This is a genomic window from Pseudomonas sp. GW821-FHT09D08 (assembly GCF_059416305.1).
Genome location: NZ_JBWKOX010000002.1, coordinates 390,787 through 406,476, shown reverse-complemented (window position 1 = coordinate 406,476; position 15,690 = coordinate 390,787). Strand labels below are relative to the sequence as shown.

The 15,690-nt window shown below is 60.6% G+C and carries 14 protein-coding genes and 1 other RNA gene; 7 read left to right on the top strand and 8 right to left on the bottom strand.

The features are described 5' to 3' along the window. Window positions 1-206 precede the first annotated feature (206 nt). Complete coding sequence (locus AC07OP_RS04815) at window positions 207-2,936, top strand: winged helix-turn-helix domain-containing protein (RefSeq protein WP_495101145.1); 2,730 nt, start codon at window positions 207-209, stop codon at window positions 2,934-2,936. A 12-nt stretch (window positions 2,937-2,948) separates the two neighbouring features. Here the strand turns inward: AC07OP_RS04815 and AC07OP_RS04810 are convergent, their stop codons facing one another. From AC07OP_RS04810 to AC07OP_RS04795, 4 genes are read right to left on the bottom strand one after another with little or no spacing between them, the layout of a single operon-like run. After that, a complete protein-coding gene (locus AC07OP_RS04810) occupies window positions 2,949-3,509 on the bottom strand; it encodes a PqiC family protein (RefSeq protein WP_141156772.1) in 561 nt (186 codons plus the stop codon). Between the two features lie 17 nt (window positions 3,510-3,526). Continuing rightward, window positions 3,527-5,182, bottom strand: coding sequence for a PqiB family protein (locus AC07OP_RS04805; protein ID WP_092487056.1), 1,656 nt, complete (start codon window positions 5,180-5,182; stop codon window positions 3,527-3,529). After that, window positions 5,163-5,807, bottom strand: coding sequence for a paraquat-inducible protein A (locus tag AC07OP_RS04800; RefSeq protein ID WP_027604774.1), 645 nt, complete (start codon window positions 5,805-5,807; stop codon window positions 5,163-5,165). Before AC07OP_RS04800 ends, AC07OP_RS04805 begins: the two co-directional genes overlap by 20 nt. After that, window positions 5,804-6,394, bottom strand: a complete 591-nt coding sequence (locus tag AC07OP_RS04795; RefSeq protein WP_027604773.1) for a paraquat-inducible protein A — start codon at window positions 6,392-6,394, stop codon at window positions 5,804-5,806. The genes AC07OP_RS04800 and AC07OP_RS04795 overlap by 4 nt, the downstream gene beginning before the upstream one ends. A 345-nt stretch (window positions 6,395-6,739) precedes the next feature. Between AC07OP_RS04795 and AC07OP_RS04790 the strand changes: the two genes are divergently transcribed. From AC07OP_RS04790 to AC07OP_RS04775, 4 genes are all read left to right on the top strand, one after another. After that, window positions 6,740-7,771 carry a hypothetical protein gene (locus AC07OP_RS04790; protein ID WP_495101146.1) on the top strand — a complete coding sequence of 344 codons (1,032 nt, stop codon included), beginning with the start codon at window positions 6,740-6,742 and terminating at the stop codon, window positions 7,769-7,771. Continuing rightward, complete coding sequence (locus AC07OP_RS04785) at window positions 7,750-8,517, top strand: hypothetical protein (RefSeq protein WP_115486659.1); 768 nt, start codon at window positions 7,750-7,752, stop codon at window positions 8,515-8,517. The genes AC07OP_RS04790 and AC07OP_RS04785 overlap by 22 nt, the downstream gene beginning before the upstream one ends. 169 nt (window positions 8,518-8,686) lie before the next feature. Further along, the gene (locus AC07OP_RS04780) at window positions 8,687-9,331 is read left to right on the top strand and encodes an MBL fold metallo-hydrolase (protein ID WP_495101147.1); all 645 of its coding nucleotides are present in this window, start codon (window positions 8,687-8,689) and stop codon (window positions 9,329-9,331) included. 214 nt (window positions 9,332-9,545) lie between these two features. Next, window positions 9,546-10,319: a YiaD family glycine zipper/OmpA-like lipoprotein gene (locus AC07OP_RS04775; RefSeq protein WP_027604771.1), complete on the top strand. Its 774-nt coding sequence runs from the start codon at window positions 9,546-9,548 to the stop codon at window positions 10,317-10,319. A 68-nt stretch (window positions 10,320-10,387) separates the two neighbouring features. Here the strand turns inward: AC07OP_RS04775 and AC07OP_RS04770 are convergent, their stop codons facing one another. The 4 genes from AC07OP_RS04770 to AC07OP_RS04755 all read right to left on the bottom strand — a co-directional run bounded on the left by AC07OP_RS04770 (window position 10,388) and on the right by AC07OP_RS04755 (window position 13,834). Further along, window positions 10,388-10,969 (bottom strand): BON domain-containing protein, encoded by a 582-nt coding sequence (locus AC07OP_RS04770; protein ID WP_027604770.1) that lies wholly within the window; start codon window positions 10,967-10,969, stop codon window positions 10,388-10,390. Further along, window positions 10,966-11,559 carry a phosphoheptose isomerase gene (locus AC07OP_RS04765; protein WP_007904374.1) on the bottom strand — a complete coding sequence of 198 codons (594 nt, stop codon included), beginning with the start codon at window positions 11,557-11,559 and terminating at the stop codon, window positions 10,966-10,968. Before AC07OP_RS04765 ends, AC07OP_RS04770 begins: the two co-directional genes overlap by 4 nt. A 92-nt stretch (window positions 11,560-11,651) precedes the next feature. Continuing rightward, window positions 11,652-12,023 (bottom strand): YraN family protein, encoded by a 372-nt coding sequence (locus AC07OP_RS04760; RefSeq protein ID WP_495101148.1) that lies wholly within the window; start codon window positions 12,021-12,023, stop codon window positions 11,652-11,654. Next, window positions 12,023-13,834, bottom strand: coding sequence for a penicillin-binding protein activator (locus tag AC07OP_RS04755; protein ID WP_495101149.1), 1,812 nt, complete (start codon window positions 13,832-13,834; stop codon window positions 12,023-12,025). The genes AC07OP_RS04760 and AC07OP_RS04755 overlap by 1 nt, the downstream gene beginning before the upstream one ends. A 209-nt stretch (window positions 13,835-14,043) precedes the next feature. Here AC07OP_RS04755 and rsmI point away from each other — a divergent pair, with 209 nt between their 5' ends. Further along, window positions 14,044-14,916, top strand: coding sequence for a 16S rRNA (cytidine(1402)-2'-O)-methyltransferase (gene rsmI / locus AC07OP_RS04750; protein WP_495101150.1), 873 nt, complete (start codon window positions 14,044-14,046; stop codon window positions 14,914-14,916). A gap of 96 nt (window positions 14,917-15,012) precedes the next feature. Further along, an RNA gene (rnpB, locus tag AC07OP_RS04745) (RNase P RNA component class A) lies at window positions 15,013-15,366 on the top strand. Window positions 15,367-15,690: the final 324 nt, after the last annotated feature.

The window sequence follows — 15,690 nt, the reverse complement described above, 5'->3', positions numbered from 1 at the left end:
CCCCGATAGCGATGTGACAGTCAGCGCAGCATTGACTGATCCGCCTCTATCGGGATCAAGCCCCCTTCCACTTTTTGTTTGCGGCGATATTTCTTGTCTCAGTTCTTTTTCAGGCAAATGTTGCAAAGATCTACAAACCCGCCGCTTTTACCGCTAGTCTGCGGACATCTGCAATGCCGACAACAGCCTTCTACAAGAGCCCGGCGATGACTGATCTGTCCCGAATCCAAGGGCCTGCCAGCCGGGTAATCCCGACCCTGGAAGGTCGCTTCTACAGGCCTCCGCTGCCGGATGGCTACGTGCTGCGCCCGCGCCTGTGTGAACGGCTGGGCGCCGGCCTGGAAGGGCGGTTGCTGCTGGTCTGCGCACCGGCCGGGTTCGGCAAGAGTTCGTTGGCGGTGGAGTTCTGCCAGGGCCTGCCGGCTCACTGGCACAGCCTGTGGCTGGGCCTGAGCCCACGGGACAACGACCCGGGGCGTTTTCTTGAGCGCCTGCTCGAAGGGTTGCAGCACTACTTCCCGGCACTCGGCACCCAATCCCTGGGCTTGCTGAAAATGCGCCAGCGTCACCAACCCTTTGCGTTTGAAGAGTGGCTCGACGGCCTGCTCGATGAGCTGACCGTTCACCTGTCCACCCGTGCGCCATTGTTGCTGGTGCTGGATGACTACCATCTGGCCCAGGGACCGGTGCTGGACCGTTGCCTGCAATTCTTCCTCAACCATTTGCCCGATGGCCTGGTGGTGCTGGTCACCAGCCGCCAGCGCCCGGACTGGCATCTGGCGCGATTGCGGTTGTCACGGCATTTGCTGGAGTTGCACGAGCAAGACCTGCGCCTGACCCATGCCGAATCCCAGGCGTTGCTGGATCGCCACAGCAGTTCCTTGAGTGGTGAAGCCCTCGACAACCTCATTCGCCGCAGCGAAGGCTGGGTGGCCGGCCTGCGCTTTTGGCTGCTGGCGGCTTCCGAAGCCGGCAATGAGGGAGCCTTGCCGCAAAGCCTGCACGGTGGGGAAGGGCTGATCCGCGACTACCTGCTGGAAGAAGTGATCGACTGCCTGCCACCCGAAGTGCAGGCGTTCCTGTTCGACACCGCGCCCCAGGAGCGTTTTTGCAGCGAGTTGTGCGATGCCGTGCGCGAAGCCCATGACAGCGCCGAGATCCTGCGTTACCTGCAAGCCCACCAGGTGTTCCTGGTGCCCCTGGACGAGCAGGGGCACTGGTACCGTTATCACCATTTGTTCTCCGACCTGCTGCGCACCCGCCGCGCGAGCAGCAATGTCTTGCCGGCCGCCAGCCTGCATCTGCGCGCGTGCCGTTGGTTCAACGCCCAGGGCTTGATCGACGAGGCGGTGGAGCAGGCATTGCGCGCCGGGCACCTCGATGTGGCGGCCAACCTGGTGCAGAACCTGTCCGAAGAACAACTGCTGGCCGAGCAGAATGTCGGCATGTTGCTGCGCTGGAAAATGGACTTGCCCGACAGCCTGCTGATCAGTACGCCGCGCCTGATTGTGCTGTACAGCTGGGCGTTGGCACTGGCCTGCCAGTTGGATGCGGCGCAGGAGCTGTCCGCGTACCTCAGTCGCTTCCTGCCGGCGCCCTCGGCCACCGCACAGCGCTCGATGCTGGCCCAGTGGCTGGCGCTGAGCGGGATTATCGCCCGCGGTCGCGGCGACCGTGAATTGACGCAGCGCTATTGCAGCGAGGCGTTGGACAGCCTGCCGCAACGGCGTTACGGCCAGCGCCTGGTGTGCCTGTCGACCCTGTCCAACCTGGCCATTGCCGATGGCGATTTGTGGCGCGCCCGTGGCCTGAACCGTGAATCCCTGGAACTGGCGCAGCGCGTCGGCAACCCGCTGTTCGAAGCCCTGGCCCATTACGACCGTGCACGGGTGCTGCAGGCCCGTGGCGAAATCCTGCGCGCCCTCGACGAGGTGCGCCAGGGCCTGCAGCGCCTGCACGGCCTGGCACCGCAGCGACTGTATGCGGTGCGTGCGCGGCTGTCGCTCTACGAAGGCTATTTGCTGTTGGTGCGCAACCAGCCCGAAACCGGCATCGCCCACCTGCGCGCAGGCCTGGCCGAAGCGCGGGCCTGTCGCGATATCAGCGTGCTGATCGGCCATTGCGTGATCGCCAGCTTCGAAGGGCGGCGCCATGACTTTCCCAAAGCCTTCGCCGAACTCGCCGAAGCCGAGCGCCTGATGCATATCTGGGATGTGCCGCCGATCTACTACCTGGCGATGATTACCCTGATCAAATGCGAACTGTGGCTGGCCCAGGGCCGCACCGACCTGGCCGATGCCTGGCTGACGCGCCTGGGGCAGACTTACCACGGCGAACAGGCCGCCGCTGCACCGGAATTCCACCCGCACTTGCCGCAACATATCGGGCTGCAACAAGCCGCCCTCGATGCCGTGCGCCATCAGCCCCAGGCGGCGCTGGAGCGGCTCGAAGCACTGGCGCAACAGGCCCGCAACAGTGGGCGCCAGATGATTGCCCTGATGGCGCTGACCCAGCAGGCCCAGTTGCTGCTCGAGTGCGGCCAGGAAGCCAGGGCGCGGCCGGTGCTGGCCCAGGCGCTTGAGGCGGGCGCCGGGGGCGCGTTACAGCCGTTCCAGCGCTTGTTGGACGGGCATCCGGACTGGATGCGCGAGCAGGTGGGCAAAGACCCGCAAGATGCACTGCACCAGAGCCTGCTCGCGCTTCTCCCGGCGGTCGTGACGCCCGAGGTCACGACTGGCCACGAAACCCTGAGCACGCGCGAGCTGGCGGTCCTGCAACTGATCGCCCAAGGCTGCTCCAACCAGGAAATCAGCAACCAGCTGTTTATCTCCCTGCACACCGTCAAGACCCACGCCAGCCACATCAACAGCAAACTTGGGGTGGAGCGACGCACCCAAGCCGTGGCGCGCGCCAAGGCCATGGGCTTGCTGGCGTAAGTGCCGGTCGGTTTACGGTGCTGTCGGGCACTGGCCGGCTGACCGGTCGACCACCTGGCTGACCTGCGCGGCAAAGCGCTTGAGATTGTTTTGATGGGCGAGCACCACGTTGTCGATGCTCGGCCCGGCGGGCGACTGCAACGTGGTCCGGCAGGTCAGCGGTGGGCGCTCGGTGCCACCGGCCGGGCGCAGGCGCCATTTGACGTCGAGCAATGCGTATTGGCCGGGCACGGAGTCAAAGCGCTGCACTTCAAGACGCAACAACATCGATTGTCGAGGGTTGCTGCTGGCCAGTTGGTCCACCAGCGCACTCCTCAGCTCATCCGCGAGGCTCGCGGCCCACCACTGGGTTTCCAGGATCGCCACGCCACTGTCGCCCTGGCGGATCACAATCTGCGGTCGGTCGACCTGGGGGGGAACGGTGATGCTTTCAATCCGGATGCTGCCTGCGTCTGCTCCCGTGGCCGTATTCCAGTGCGCCGGTGTCAGCGTATGAAAGGTAATCGGCGTACTGCTGCACGCCGCCAGCAACAGCAGCATGCCGACCACTGTGATTTTCAACGGAAACGTCATGGCGCTTGCTCCAGGGGTCATTTGCGTGGAGGTCCTTGCAGGTCCAGGGGCGCGGCGTTGTCGGGACGGCCGCGAATCAGCGATTCCGGGTGACGGCCCAGGTAGTCCGACAGTTCGCGCAGGGAACGCGACATGCGCCCCAGTTCATCCAGGGTCTGGGTCAACTGCTCACGCTGCGGTGAGTCCTCGGCCAGGGTCGAACTGGCCGATTGCAGCGTCTTGCTCACGTCAGCCAGGGTGTTCTGCACGCCGGGCAGGGTCTTGGCATTGAATTGGGTCAGGCCTTTGCGCAGCTCGACCAGGTTGCTGTCGAGGTTGCCGGCAATGCGTTCGATCGGCAGTTGGTTGATCTTGTTGACGATGCTCTCGAGTTTTTCCTGCAGTTGCTCGAGGTTGCCGGGAATGGTTGGAATGCTGACGGGGCGCAGGCTGGGGTCAAATTTGACCTTCTCGGCTTTCGGGTAGAAGTCCAGCGCGATGTATAACTGGCCGGTCAACAGGTTGCCGCTACGCGCCTGGGCGCGCAGGCCATTTTCGATGAACGAGCCGATCAGCCGTACGCCGGCGGCCTCATCGTTGGGGTCATGGTTCATGACCTTGAGCAGTTTGGTGTGGGCCTGCCCGAGCAACTGTGGATAGATCACGATACCGACGTTGAGTGGGAAGCTGCGTTTACTGGCATCGAAGTCCAGGTTGATCGACACCACCTTGCCAAACTCGACGCCGAGGAACTCCACCGGCGCCCCGACCTTGAGCCCGCGCAATGCCTGGTCGAAGCGCAGGGTCATGTATTGCCCCTCGCCATTGGGTGGGGCGAGGGCGCTGTCCTGGTCGTCGAAGAGCTCAAAGGTACGTGCTTCGTCAGCCGGTTTGTCGTTGGGGCTGTACGGCGGTGCCCGAAAGGCGATGCCGCCGACCAGCATGGACGAAAGCGATTCGGTCTTCAGCGCGAAGCCATTCGCGCCGACGCTCAGGTCAACCCCGCTGGCGTTCCAGAAACGCGTGTTTTCGGTGACATAGGCATCATTGGGCGCATGCACGAACACCTCGACATTGACACCCTTGCCTTCGGCATCCAACTCGTAGGCCACCACCTGGCCGACCTCGATTTTGCGGTAGTACACCGGTGAGCCGATATCCAGCGAGCCGAGGGTCTGTGTGTGCAGCGTGAAACGCTTGCCCGGTTCGCCGTAGGTGATGGGCGGCGGGTTTTCCAGGCCTTTGAACTGCTTGGCACGGGTCTCTGATTGGCCGATGTCGGCACCGATGTAGTCGCCGGAAAGCAGGGTGTCGATGCCGGATACGCCGCCGGCGCCGATACGCGGGCGTACTACCCAGAACTGCGAATCGGCGCGGGTGAAGCTTTCGGCCTGCTTGGCCAGTTGAACCGTGGCGTTGACGCTTTTCTGGTCGTCGCTCAAGGCGACGTCGGTCACCTGGCCGATCACCACGTTGCGGTACTTGACCTCGGTTTTGTTCGCGGTCAGACCGCTGCCGGTCTTGAAATTGAGGGTGATGGTCGGGCCCTGCTGGAGGACGCTGTGTACCACCAGCGAAATCCCCACCAACACCGCGACGATCGGCACGATCCATACCAGCGAAACGCTGAAGCGCCGTGTCTTGATCGCAGGCGACCCTGGGGCTTGCGGGGTGTCAGTGGGATGTGACGTCATCCGCGGTCTCCTTGTTGTGTGGGGTTTCCCAGATCAGCCTCGGGTCGAAGCTCATGGCGGCCAGCATGGTAAACACCACCACCAGGCCGAAAAACAGGATGCCCAGGCGCGGCTCGATCGTGCCCAGGGCCTGGAACTTCACCAGTGCGGCCACCAGCGCGACCACGATGACATCCAGCATGGACCAGTAGCCAATCAGTTCGACGAAGCGGAACAGCTTCGAACGTTCCTTGCGTGCCCAAAGGCTATTGCGCTGCACGGTGACCAGCAGCAGGGCCAGGGACACAAACTTGATGCCGGGCACTGCGATGCTGGCGATGAAAATAATCAGCGCGATGTCCCACGCGCCGTGCTGCCAGAACTCCAGCACCCCGCTCATGATGGTGCTGTCCGCCCCCGAGCCGAGCATGGTGGTGTTCATCACCGGCAGGAGATTGGCCGGCACATAGAACGCCAGCGCGGTGAGCATGTAGGCCCAGGTGCGCGTCAGGGAACTGACCTTGCGCCGGTGCAAGGGCGCGCCGCAGCGCTCGCATTCGGTCGGCCCGGCGCGCAGGTCGCAGGACAATCCGCAGCTGTGACAGAGGCACAGGCCGAGCTCGCTGGCCGTCGGCGGTGTGCTCATACGCTGTCCCACAGGTCGCGTACATCACGCCCGGCAATGCGGATCAGCAACAGGCTGAGCACGGCCAGGGCAAACAGGCCGGTGCCGGGGATCACATCCAGCATGCCGGCCAGCTTGAACACCGCCACCATTGCCCCGAGCAGACACACCTCCAGCATGCTCCAGGGCCTGAGTGCCTCCAGCCAACGCATGCACAATCGGAACGCCGGTGAGCGCTTGCCCGCAAGGGCGAAGCTCAAGACCCACATCAGCAGCAGCAACTGGAACACCGGCGCGATGATGATGGAAATGGCCGCCACCAACGCGATAAACGTGATCGGCCCCAGGCTCAGCGCTACCACCGAATCCCATAGTGTGGCGCTGCTTTTCAGGCCTTGCAGGCTGATACTCATCACGGGATAGAAATTGGCGAACGTCCACAGCACCGCAGCCGTCAGCGTCAGGGCGAGACGCTGTTGCACGGTCAGGCCGTTGTAGCGCTGGAGCACGCCTGCGCAACGTATGCAGTGGGCTTTTTGATGTTTGGCGAGCGTGACTTTTTCGTACACACAGTCGCAGTGCTCGCAGATGATCAGTTGATTCGCCATGGGGATCGCTCCAACGCGGCACGGTGGCGGGGGCCTGGGTTGTTTTTCGATGGCGTGGGCAAGCTTAGCAGTCGCTGCTCTTCAGGTCTGGCGCCTGGTCAACCATACGGTGTGGAATATGCCATAGCGCCCGCAGGAGCATCGATGAATATTGAAAAAGCTGCGCTGATCCGCGAAACCTTCCCGGTCGGCCCGTTGCAGTGCAACTGCAATGACGAGTGACTGGCCTTCACGTTGATCTACAGAGGACCGGGTGGGTAATCCTCCTGCAGTGTTAATCACTTTTTTGACTTGTTAATCGCCATGGTTTACGGTGTAAAAAAGTGGTTAACAAGGTGACGTGAAATGCCGGTTTTACTGGATGATATTAAGGGTTACCTCGAATCCACTGTGGGCTTGGAGGTGCACCTTCAAGCAGCCTCAGGCCTGAAGGTTCCCTTTCATATCAAGGATGCCTACAAACTCGTCTATCTGGCCCTTGTGGTCGGGCCGAAGGCGAAACAAACGCTACCGATGCTCCTACTGCTTCCAGTGGAAAATAAGTACCCGGGAGCCGTAACGCTTGGGAAGCACATCGCTCAGGTACAAAAAAACACGGACAAGGTGGTTGTGTACGTATGCCAGTCACTGTCGGTGCCGGAGCGGCGTAGCCTGATCGCCAACCACATCAATTTCATCCAGCCTGGCTATCAGATGTTCATCCCGGAGTTGGCGATGGACCTACGCGAGAGCGTTCGGACGCGCCGAAACGAGGAAGACGTTTCAGCCCTGCTTCCTGCTGCACAAGCGATGGTCTTGGCTCGCCTGTATGAGGGATGGGACAGCGATACGATCTTCAACTCCAACGGCATCATGAACGGTTTCAAATACAGCCGCGTCACACTTGCCAAAGTGATCGATCAGTTACTGAAGTTGGGTATCGTCCATCCTGCACAAAGTCAGGGGTTCAAAAATTTCTATTCGTTCGCTGCACCTCCGGCCAGTGTCTTCAAAAATGTTCGCCCCTTTATGCGCTCTCCCGTTAAACGGAAGGTTGCGATCGACCGAGTGCTTCACACAGGCGGCGGCGTATTTCTCGCCGGCGAGACCGCTCTGGCCAAATGCACGATGCTGGCGGGTCCCATACAACCGGTTTTTGGAATGACCAAAAAGCAGTTCGACGACATGGTCCAGGAACTGGCGTTCAAGGTAACCGACTCGGTTGATGAGATCCGGGCATGGGTGGAGATATGGTCTTATCGAAGCCTAAAGGAAGGAAAAAACATCGCAGATGAGGCGTCATTGCTTCTGAGCTTGGAAAACGTCCCGGACGAACGTGTCCAGTTGGCTTTAGACGAACTTAAGGAGGCAGTGACTTGGCTGAAATCAGAGGACTAGACGTATTCGGACAACACTTCAGCGATTTTCGTGATCAGTATGTGCTGATTGGCGGTGTTGCCTCCTGGCTCACGATGGATGCGGCGGGTCAATCGTTCCGCGCAACCAAGGATCTCGATATCGTGCTGGTTATCGAAGCGCTCAATGCCGAGTTTGCCGGGGCGTTCTGGGCTTTCATACGTGCCGGACGGTACGCCATCCGGCAGGTTGGTGGGATTGACGGTCAGCGGCCTGTTTTCTATCGGTTCCAGCACCCCGAGGACGAGGCCTATCCCGTCCAGATCGAATTGTTCTCGCGTGCTCCCGAGGGTGTCGCGCTCCCAGCGGACGCCACGCTGACCCCTATTCCTACAGACGAATCGGTATCAAGCCTGTCCGCCATCTTGCTCGATGACCCCTACTATCATTTCCTCCTTGAGGGCCGGCAGCGCAATGACGTTCTGACCTTCATCGGCGCCGACCGGCTGATCCCACTCAAGGCGCACGCTTGGCTCAATTTGTCAGCGCGAAAGGAGGCTGGCGAACAGGTCGATAGCAAGAACCTCAAAAAACATCGAAATGATGTACTGAATCTGAGCGGCCAATTGACGGATGACCCCGTCGACCTGCCAGAAAGCATTCAGGCCGACATGAGGGCGTTTCTGGCGCTCTTGGCGAACGAAGAGATCGATCTCAAGGCCATCGGACTGAAAGGCGCCATGGGGGACTATATCGAGCGTCTTACATTGAGCTTCGGCTTACAGTAGCCAATCCAATAGGAACACATTCTGAAAAACTGTCAGCCAACGATCATGACCGCGAGCACATGAACGCATTCCTCGGGCATGCGCTCGATGCTTACAAAGTAGCTGACATCACTCGTCATCGCTTTTCACACAGTGCCAAAAATGTGCCATTAACTTTACAGGAGCACCCATGGAAGCCGAAAAGCCCACGCTGATCCGCGAAACCTTCCCGGTCGGCCCGTTGCAGTGCAACTGCACGATCATTGGCGACCCCATCACCAAGAAGGCCATCGTGGTCGACCCGGGTGGCAACCATGAACTGATCCTGGCGCGCCTCGATGCCCTGGGCCTGAAAGTGGTGAGCATTATCCACACCCATGCCCATCTCGATCACTTCCTGGCCTCGGGGCAATTGAAGGAAAAGACCGGTGCAACCCTGCACCTGCACAAGGAAGACCAGTTTCTCTGGGACAACCTGGAGATGCAGTGCCAGATGTTTGGTGTGCCCTACACGCCGGTGCCGTCGCCGGATCGCTGGCTGGCCGATGATGAGGCGTTGGCCTGTGGGTGCGGTGTGGCGCTGCATACACCGGGGCACACGCCAGGCTCGATGAGCTTCTGGTTTGCCGATGCCAAGCTGCTGATTGCCGGTGACACGCTGTTTCGGCGCGGTGTTGGGCGTACGGATTTGTGGGGCGGGGACCAGGCGACGATCGTGCGTTCGATCAAGCAACGGCTCTATACGCTGGACGAGGGCGCGACGGTGGTGACCGGCCATGGCCCGGACACGCGCCTGGGTGACGAGATGCGTGAGAACCCGTTTGTGCGGGCGTGAAGCAATGGTTCGAACGGCAATCCGCTGTAGCAAAAACTCAGGCCGCGTTCAGCATGTGTCTGCTACGGTTTCTGTAGCAACGCAAGCCCCGAATGTTTTGTTACAGCTCGAGGCGTGCACACGGAATTTTTACCGTTTGTCGCGTTCCAAACTCGGCACGGGTCCATTGCCAATGTCCTTTGCACCACAGAATGCAAAAGTAGGAGCTCCCTTCATGTTCACTCCGCGTCGTCTGCTTGTTGTCGCTACCGCCGTAGCCCTGTTGTCCGGCTGCGCTTCACCTAATCCTTATGGCGGTGGCAGCCAGGGACAGGCGAATAATGAATCCAGCGGTATGAGCAAGACCGCCAAGTACGGTGGCCTGGGTGCCCTGGCCGGTGCACTGGCGGGTGCTGCCATCGACCATAACAACCGTGGCAAGGGCGCGCTGATCGGCGCAGTGGTTGCGGGTGCCGGCGCCGCGGGTTACGGCTACTACGCCGACCAGCAGGAAAAGAAACTGCGTGAGAGCATGGCCAATACCGGGGTTGAAGTTCAGCGCCAGGGCGACCAGATCAAGCTGATCATGCCGGGTAACATCACCTTCGCCACCAACTCGGACGCGATCTCCAGCAGCTTCTACCAGCCGCTGAACAACCTGGCCAACTCCCTCAAGCAGTTCAACCAGAACACCATCCAGATCGTCGGTTACACCGACAGCACCGGCAGCCGCCAACTGAACATGGACCTGTCCCAGCGCCGTGCCCAGAGCGTGGCCAACTACCTGACGTCCCAAGGCGTCAATGGTGCCAACCTCAGTGCGCGCGGTGCCGGCCCGGATAACCCGATAGCCAGCAACGCCGACGTGAACGGTCGTGCGCAGAACCGTCGCGTAGAAGTGAACCTCGGCCCGATCCCCGGCCAGCAGTACGGCCAGCCTGGCGCGCAGCAGCAAGCGCCGCAGCAGAACAACCAGTTCCAGGGCAACCCGTACCAGCAATACCAATAAACGCTGGTCACTAAAAAGGGCGCCATGCAGTGAATGCATGGCGCCCTTTTTCATGGCTGCCGCTTACATCAATCGATGTACTCGAACACCTTGACGATCTTCTGTACGCCGGACACGCCCTGCACCAGGTTGGCTGCGCGCGTGGCTTCCGCCTGGGTCAGCAGGCCCATCAGGTAGACGATGCCGTTATCGGTGACCACTTTGATCCGCGAGCCGGGAATCGCGTTGTCGGTCAGCATCTGCGCCTTGATCTTGGTCGTCAGCAGGGCATCGTTGCTGATGGCCAGCAGGGTGATCGGGTCCATGACCTGCAATTCGTTGTGGACCTTCTTGACCCGCTGTACGGCTGAGGCCGCCTGTTCGGCCTGGGCCTTGAGGTCGGCGCGTGGCGTTTGGCCTGCGAGCAGTACCACGCCGTTGAAGCTGGTCACGACGATGCGTGAAGCACCGTTGCCCAGGTCCGTGGCGGCTTTGGCAATGTTGACTTCGACCTTGGTTTCGATCAGCGAGTCATCAATCTTGCTGCCGAAGGTGCGGGTGCCCTTGTCATCCTGAATAGGGGTGTCACGTGTCGCAGTGATTGCCGTGCTGCAGCCGCTGATGCCGAGGCACAACGTAATGGCCAAAAGGCCGAGGCGGTTAACGGTCATTCTTCACTCCCAAACAGTTGGCTGTCGATCAGATCGCACAGGCAATGGATCGCCAGCAGGTGGACTTCCTGAATACGTGCGGTGACATTGGCCGGGACGCGAATCTCCACATCTTCGGGCAGCAGCAGCGAGGCCATGCCGCCGCCGTCGCGTCCGGTCAATGCTACGACAATCATTTCGCGATCATGTGCGGCCTGGATCGCTTGAATAATATTCGCCGAGTTGCCGCTGGTGGAGATCGCCAGCAGCACATCGCCTGGTTGGCCCAGGGCGCGGATCTGCTTGGAGAAGATTTCGTTGTAGCTGTAGTCGTTGGCGATCGAGGTGATCGTCGACGAATCGGTGGTCAAGGCGATGGCCGGCAGGCTCGGGCGCTCACGTTCGAAGCGGTTGAGCAGTTCGGACGAAAAATGCTGGGCATCGCCGGCCGAACCGCCGTTGCCGCACGAAAGCATTTTGCCTTCGTTGAGCAAGGCATTGACCATGACCTGACTGGCTTGCTCGATGTGCGGTGCAAGTACGTCCATCGCCTGTTGCTTGGTGTCGATGCTGGCCTGGAAAAGCTGGCGAATTCTGGATTGCATGTCCATCTGTGTGACCTTAAGTAGCGCGGCTGTGTGGCACAGGAATGTGCAGCCCGCAAAGCAAAGAGCAAAAGTGTGTGGTGAAGATGTCCGGTGAATCAGCTGTCGAAGGCATTTTGCAGCCAGTTCAGATCAACCTGACCAGACGGGGTGCTTTCCATGGCAACCACATCGAAACGGCAGGGGGCGTCGGCCCAGCGATGCTCTTCTTGCAGGAAAAACTGCGCAGCGAGTATCAGCTTCTGACGCTTGCGCCCGTCGATACTTGCGAGCGCGCCACCCCATTGTGCGTGTTTTCTGTAGCGGACTTCGACGAATACTACTGTATCGCCGTCAAGCATGACCAGATCAAGCTCGCCGCGTTTACACAACCAGTTCTGCGCCAGCAGGCGCAGACCCTGTCGTTGCAAGTGTTTCAATGCTTGAAGTTCGGCATCCTTGCCGCTTTGTGCAGTGGACCGCTCCGGCATCAGCGCGGGGTGTCCGGCAGGCGCTGGATCTCGCCACCGACGAACTTCGCCCATGGCATCTGGCGATCGACGCGCTGGTTGGTGCTGATGCCCAGGTTGCCCGAGAGGCCGTCAATCCGTGTATCCGGCAGTGCCTTCAACTGGCCCAGGCGCGGGGCCAGGCGGTAGGCGTCGACGCCCATCGCATACAGGCGGCCAAGGCTGCCGTTGGCTTGCGGCCATTGTGCGGCAACCTGGTTACGCAGCGGGTCGGTGGTGTTGAGCAGCCAAGGGGTTTCGCAGAACATCACGTTGGTCATGTCCAGGTACTGGTTCTTGTCACCGCTGGCGCTGAATACGTGGGACGTGGCGTACACCGGCACATCACCGGCGTACTGGAAGTTCAGGGTCGGCTTGATCTGCTGGGCCAGTTGCGGGGTAACGGCCAGGAAGATGAACTCGATGTCCTGGCGACGTGACGGCTGTGCCGCTACGTCTGTGCCCACTGTGCTTTGCAGGCTCTTGGCGCGACCTTCGCTTTTACGCAGTTGGAACAGGTCGGCAATTTGCTGGGCGAGGGCGACCGGCTGGTCGACATACTCGACACCGACAACCGTGCCACCGTTGGCTTCCCAATCCTGGCGGAAGGCCTTGTAGACACGCTCGCCCCACTCGCCACGGGGCACCATGGCAGCGGCGCGGTGCAGGCCATCGGCACGGGCGCGGCGCGACACTTCGCGGGCTTCGTCTTCAGCGGCCAGGCCGAACTGGAACAATTGCGCCGGGCCCTGATCGGTTTCGCTGTAGTTCAACGCCAGCGTGGTGATGGGGAGCTGAGGACGCGTGCTGAGCTGCTTGACCAATGGCTTCTCCAGCGGACCAACTACCAATTGCACGCCTGCAGCCTGGGCCTTGGCATAGAAGTCGTCGATGGAGGCCAGACGCGAGCTGTCATAGAACTCGATGACCGGTGGTTTCTGCCCGGCTTGTTCAGCCTGGTAGTGCGCCGCCATGAAACCTTCGCGCAGGGCCTTGCCGACGGAGGCCAGCGGGCCATCCTGAGGCAGCAGCAGGGCAATCTTGTTCAGGGGCTGGCTGGCCAGCTCCTTGAGCTTGGTCAGCGGGGTTGGCAGTTGCACGGCGGCCGGGTGGCCCGGGTTTTGTGCGCGCCAGGTGTCGATAGCGGCCTGCTGTTGCTCAAGCGTACCGGCGCCCTTGACCGCCTGGGCCAGGGTAATCCAGCCGTCCAGGGTCGGGTTGCCGCTGGCTTGCAGTTGTTCTGCAGGCAGTGCGGCAATCAAGGTCCAGATGGCTTCGTGATTGCTTTTGGCGGCATCGCCGCTGAGCAGTGGCGCCATGGCAACGCGCTCGCGGGCAGCGGCCAGGGTCTGGCCATCGGCTTCATAAGCGCGGGCGTGCACGCTGCCGGTGCGAATCTGCTGTTCGGTCGGCAGCTCCTTCAGGCTTTGCAGGCTCGGATGGTTCAAGGCGGTCAACGCGGCCTTGGGCTGGTTGCGCGTCATGGCCAATTCGGCAGCCAGGGTGCTGGCAAAGACTTGCGCGGCTGGCTTGAGGACATCCAGGGACACTTGCGCAAGAATCTGCGACGAGCGGCCAGGGTTGTTCTGGCGGTAGGCCATGTCTGCCGCACTCAGGCGCAGCAACGCGGCCTTTTCTGGTGTCTTGGCGGTGGTGGCCTGTTCGAGCAGTTGCTCGATACTGGCGTCCGGGGTCCGTGGAAGGTCGCCAAGGCTGGACGAGGGCGAGCTGGCGCAAGCGGCCAGTAAGGCAGCGAGGCAGAGGGCGGAGAGCAGCCGCAGGCAAGCGATCATGTAAGTGTTCCTGATACCGATCAAATTAGCATGGAATTGTACCCAAGCACTGGCCCAGGCGCGATGTTACTGGCGTGAAACCGTCGATTTAGGTCGTGCAAATGTTGCGATCAGCCAGGGACGGCTGAAAAGCCATCGGCCGTGATGGCATATTTCCGGGGCGCCTACGCGCTACACTATGGCTTTTGCCAACCATCGAGGTGTGCGTTTTGACTGCTCCAGGTCCTTTGAATTCCGCTGCAGGCTCGCTTTTTGTCGTGGCGACGCCCATTGGCAACCTGGACGACATCAGTGCCCGGGCGCTGAAAGTGTTGCGCGAGGTTAAATTGATTGCGGCGGAAGACACTCGACACTCCCAGCGTTTGATGCAGCATTTTGGTATCAGCACGCCATTGGCGGCTTGTCACGAGCATAACGAGCGCGAAGAAGGCAGTCGCTTTATCGTGCGGTTGTTGGCGGGCGACGATGTGGCGCTGATCTCGGACGCGGGTACGCCGCTGATCTCCGACCCTGGGTACCATCTGGTCCGCCAGGCGCGTGCCGCAGGTATCAATGTAGTGCCTGTTCCAGGCGCGTGCGCGCTGATCGCTGCATTGTCGGCGGCAGGCCTGCCGTCGGACCGTTTTATTTTCGAAGGTTTCCTGCCGGCCAAGGCCGTGGGGCGTCGTGCGCGTCTACAGGCATTGAAAGAGGAGCCGCGCACCCTGATTTTCTACGAAGCGCCTCATCGTATTCTTGAATGCCTGCAGGATATGGAACTGGTGTTTGGCGGCGAGCGCCTGGCCCTGCTGGCCCGTGAGCTGACCAAAACCTTCGAAACCCTCAAGGGCCTGCCGCTGGAAGCGCTGCGCGCGTTCGTCGAGGGCGACAGTAATCAGCAGCGCGGCGAGTGCGTGGTGTTGGTGGCGGGCTGGACCGCGCCGGAAAATGAAGAGGCCGTCGGCAGCGAGGCCATGCGTATCCTCGACCTGCTGCTCAAGGAGATGCCCCTCAAGCGCGCTGCGGCGTTGGCGGCGGAAATCACCGGGGTACGCAAGAATGTGTTGTATCAAGTTGCGCTGGATAAACAGAAAGCCGAATAGTTCCGGGGGTAAACCGGTATTCCGTCCGAACGTGATGGCAATGCTGCACTTTTAATACTTGTCCTGAAGCCGTCGTGCCGTTAACCTGCGCGGCGGAGAGTCGATTGGACAGTCGCTGCCCTCTATGAAAATTAGGGGGGGGAGGAAAGTCCGGGCTCCATAGGGCGAAGTGCCAGGTAATGCCTGGGAGGCGTGAGCCTACGGAAAGTGCCACAGAAAATAACCGCCTAAGCACTTCGGTGCCGGTAAGGGTGAAAAGGTGCGGTAAGAGCGCACCGCACGACTGGCAACAGTTCGTGGCTAGGTAAACCCCACTTGGAGCAAGACCAAATAGGGTCCCAAGGCGTGGCCCGCGCTGGGACCGGGTAGGTTGCTAAAGATGTCCAGTGATGGCCATCGTAGACGAATGACTGTTCAAGACAGAACCCGGCTTACAGATCGACTCTCCACCTTTTTCCTTCTGTCCGAATCTCGGGCAGAAAACCGGTAGTAGCGCAAGAATCCCTCCCTGCCAAATCATTGGCAGATGCATCTTCGTAATACCAAAAAAATCTTACTCTTAATAAATCACTTTAACTTTGATCTGTAGCTCTTTGAGCTATCTGTGCTTGTCGAGCCAAAAACACCGCCGAACTCTGGTTTCTCCTCCTTTTACGCTCCTAAATCTCCGATCTGTAAGGCTTTTCCTTGAATCCGCGCCTTGACGGTGTGGTGGGCGCATTCCTATAGTGTGCGCAAGTGGCGGAAAGTGGCACAAAGTGGGTTTTTTGAACG

What these genes read in the sequence shown, in the direction of transcription:
- AC07OP_RS04770 (WP_027604770.1), bottom strand. Translation starts at nt 10,969, where the DNA reads ATGACCGTTAACCGCCTCGGCCTTTTGGCCATTACGTTGTGCCTCGGC.
- AC07OP_RS04800 (WP_027604774.1), bottom strand. Translation starts at nt 5,807, where the DNA reads ATGAGCACACCGCCGACGGCCAGCGAGCTCGGCCTGTGCCTCTGTCAC.
- AC07OP_RS04810 (WP_141156772.1), bottom strand. Translation starts at nt 3,509, where the DNA reads ATGACGTTTCCGTTGAAAATCACAGTGGTCGGCATGCTGCTGTTGCTG.
- AC07OP_RS04780 (WP_495101147.1), top strand. Translation starts at nt 8,687, where the DNA reads ATGGAAGCCGAAAAGCCCACGCTGATCCGCGAAACCTTCCCGGTCGGC.
- AC07OP_RS04795 (WP_027604773.1), bottom strand. Translation starts at nt 6,394, where the DNA reads ATGGCGAATCAACTGATCATCTGCGAGCACTGCGACTGTGTGTACGAA.
- AC07OP_RS04765 (WP_007904374.1), bottom strand. Translation starts at nt 11,559, where the DNA reads ATGGACATGCAATCCAGAATTCGCCAGCTTTTCCAGGCCAGCATCGAC.
- AC07OP_RS04815 (WP_495101145.1), top strand. Translation starts at nt 207, where the DNA reads ATGACTGATCTGTCCCGAATCCAAGGGCCTGCCAGCCGGGTAATCCCG.
- AC07OP_RS04805 (WP_092487056.1), bottom strand. Translation starts at nt 5,182, where the DNA reads ATGACGTCACATCCCACTGACACCCCGCAAGCCCCAGGGTCGCCTGCG.
- AC07OP_RS04760 (WP_495101148.1), bottom strand. Translation starts at nt 12,023, where the DNA reads ATGCCGGAGCGGTCCACTGCACAAAGCGGCAAGGATGCCGAACTTCAA.
- AC07OP_RS04775 (WP_027604771.1), top strand. Translation starts at nt 9,546, where the DNA reads ATGTTCACTCCGCGTCGTCTGCTTGTTGTCGCTACCGCCGTAGCCCTG.
- AC07OP_RS04755 (WP_495101149.1), bottom strand. Translation starts at nt 13,834, where the DNA reads ATGATCGCTTGCCTGCGGCTGCTCTCCGCCCTCTGCCTCGCTGCCTTA.
- AC07OP_RS04790 (WP_495101146.1), top strand. Translation starts at nt 6,740, where the DNA reads ATGCCGGTTTTACTGGATGATATTAAGGGTTACCTCGAATCCACTGTG.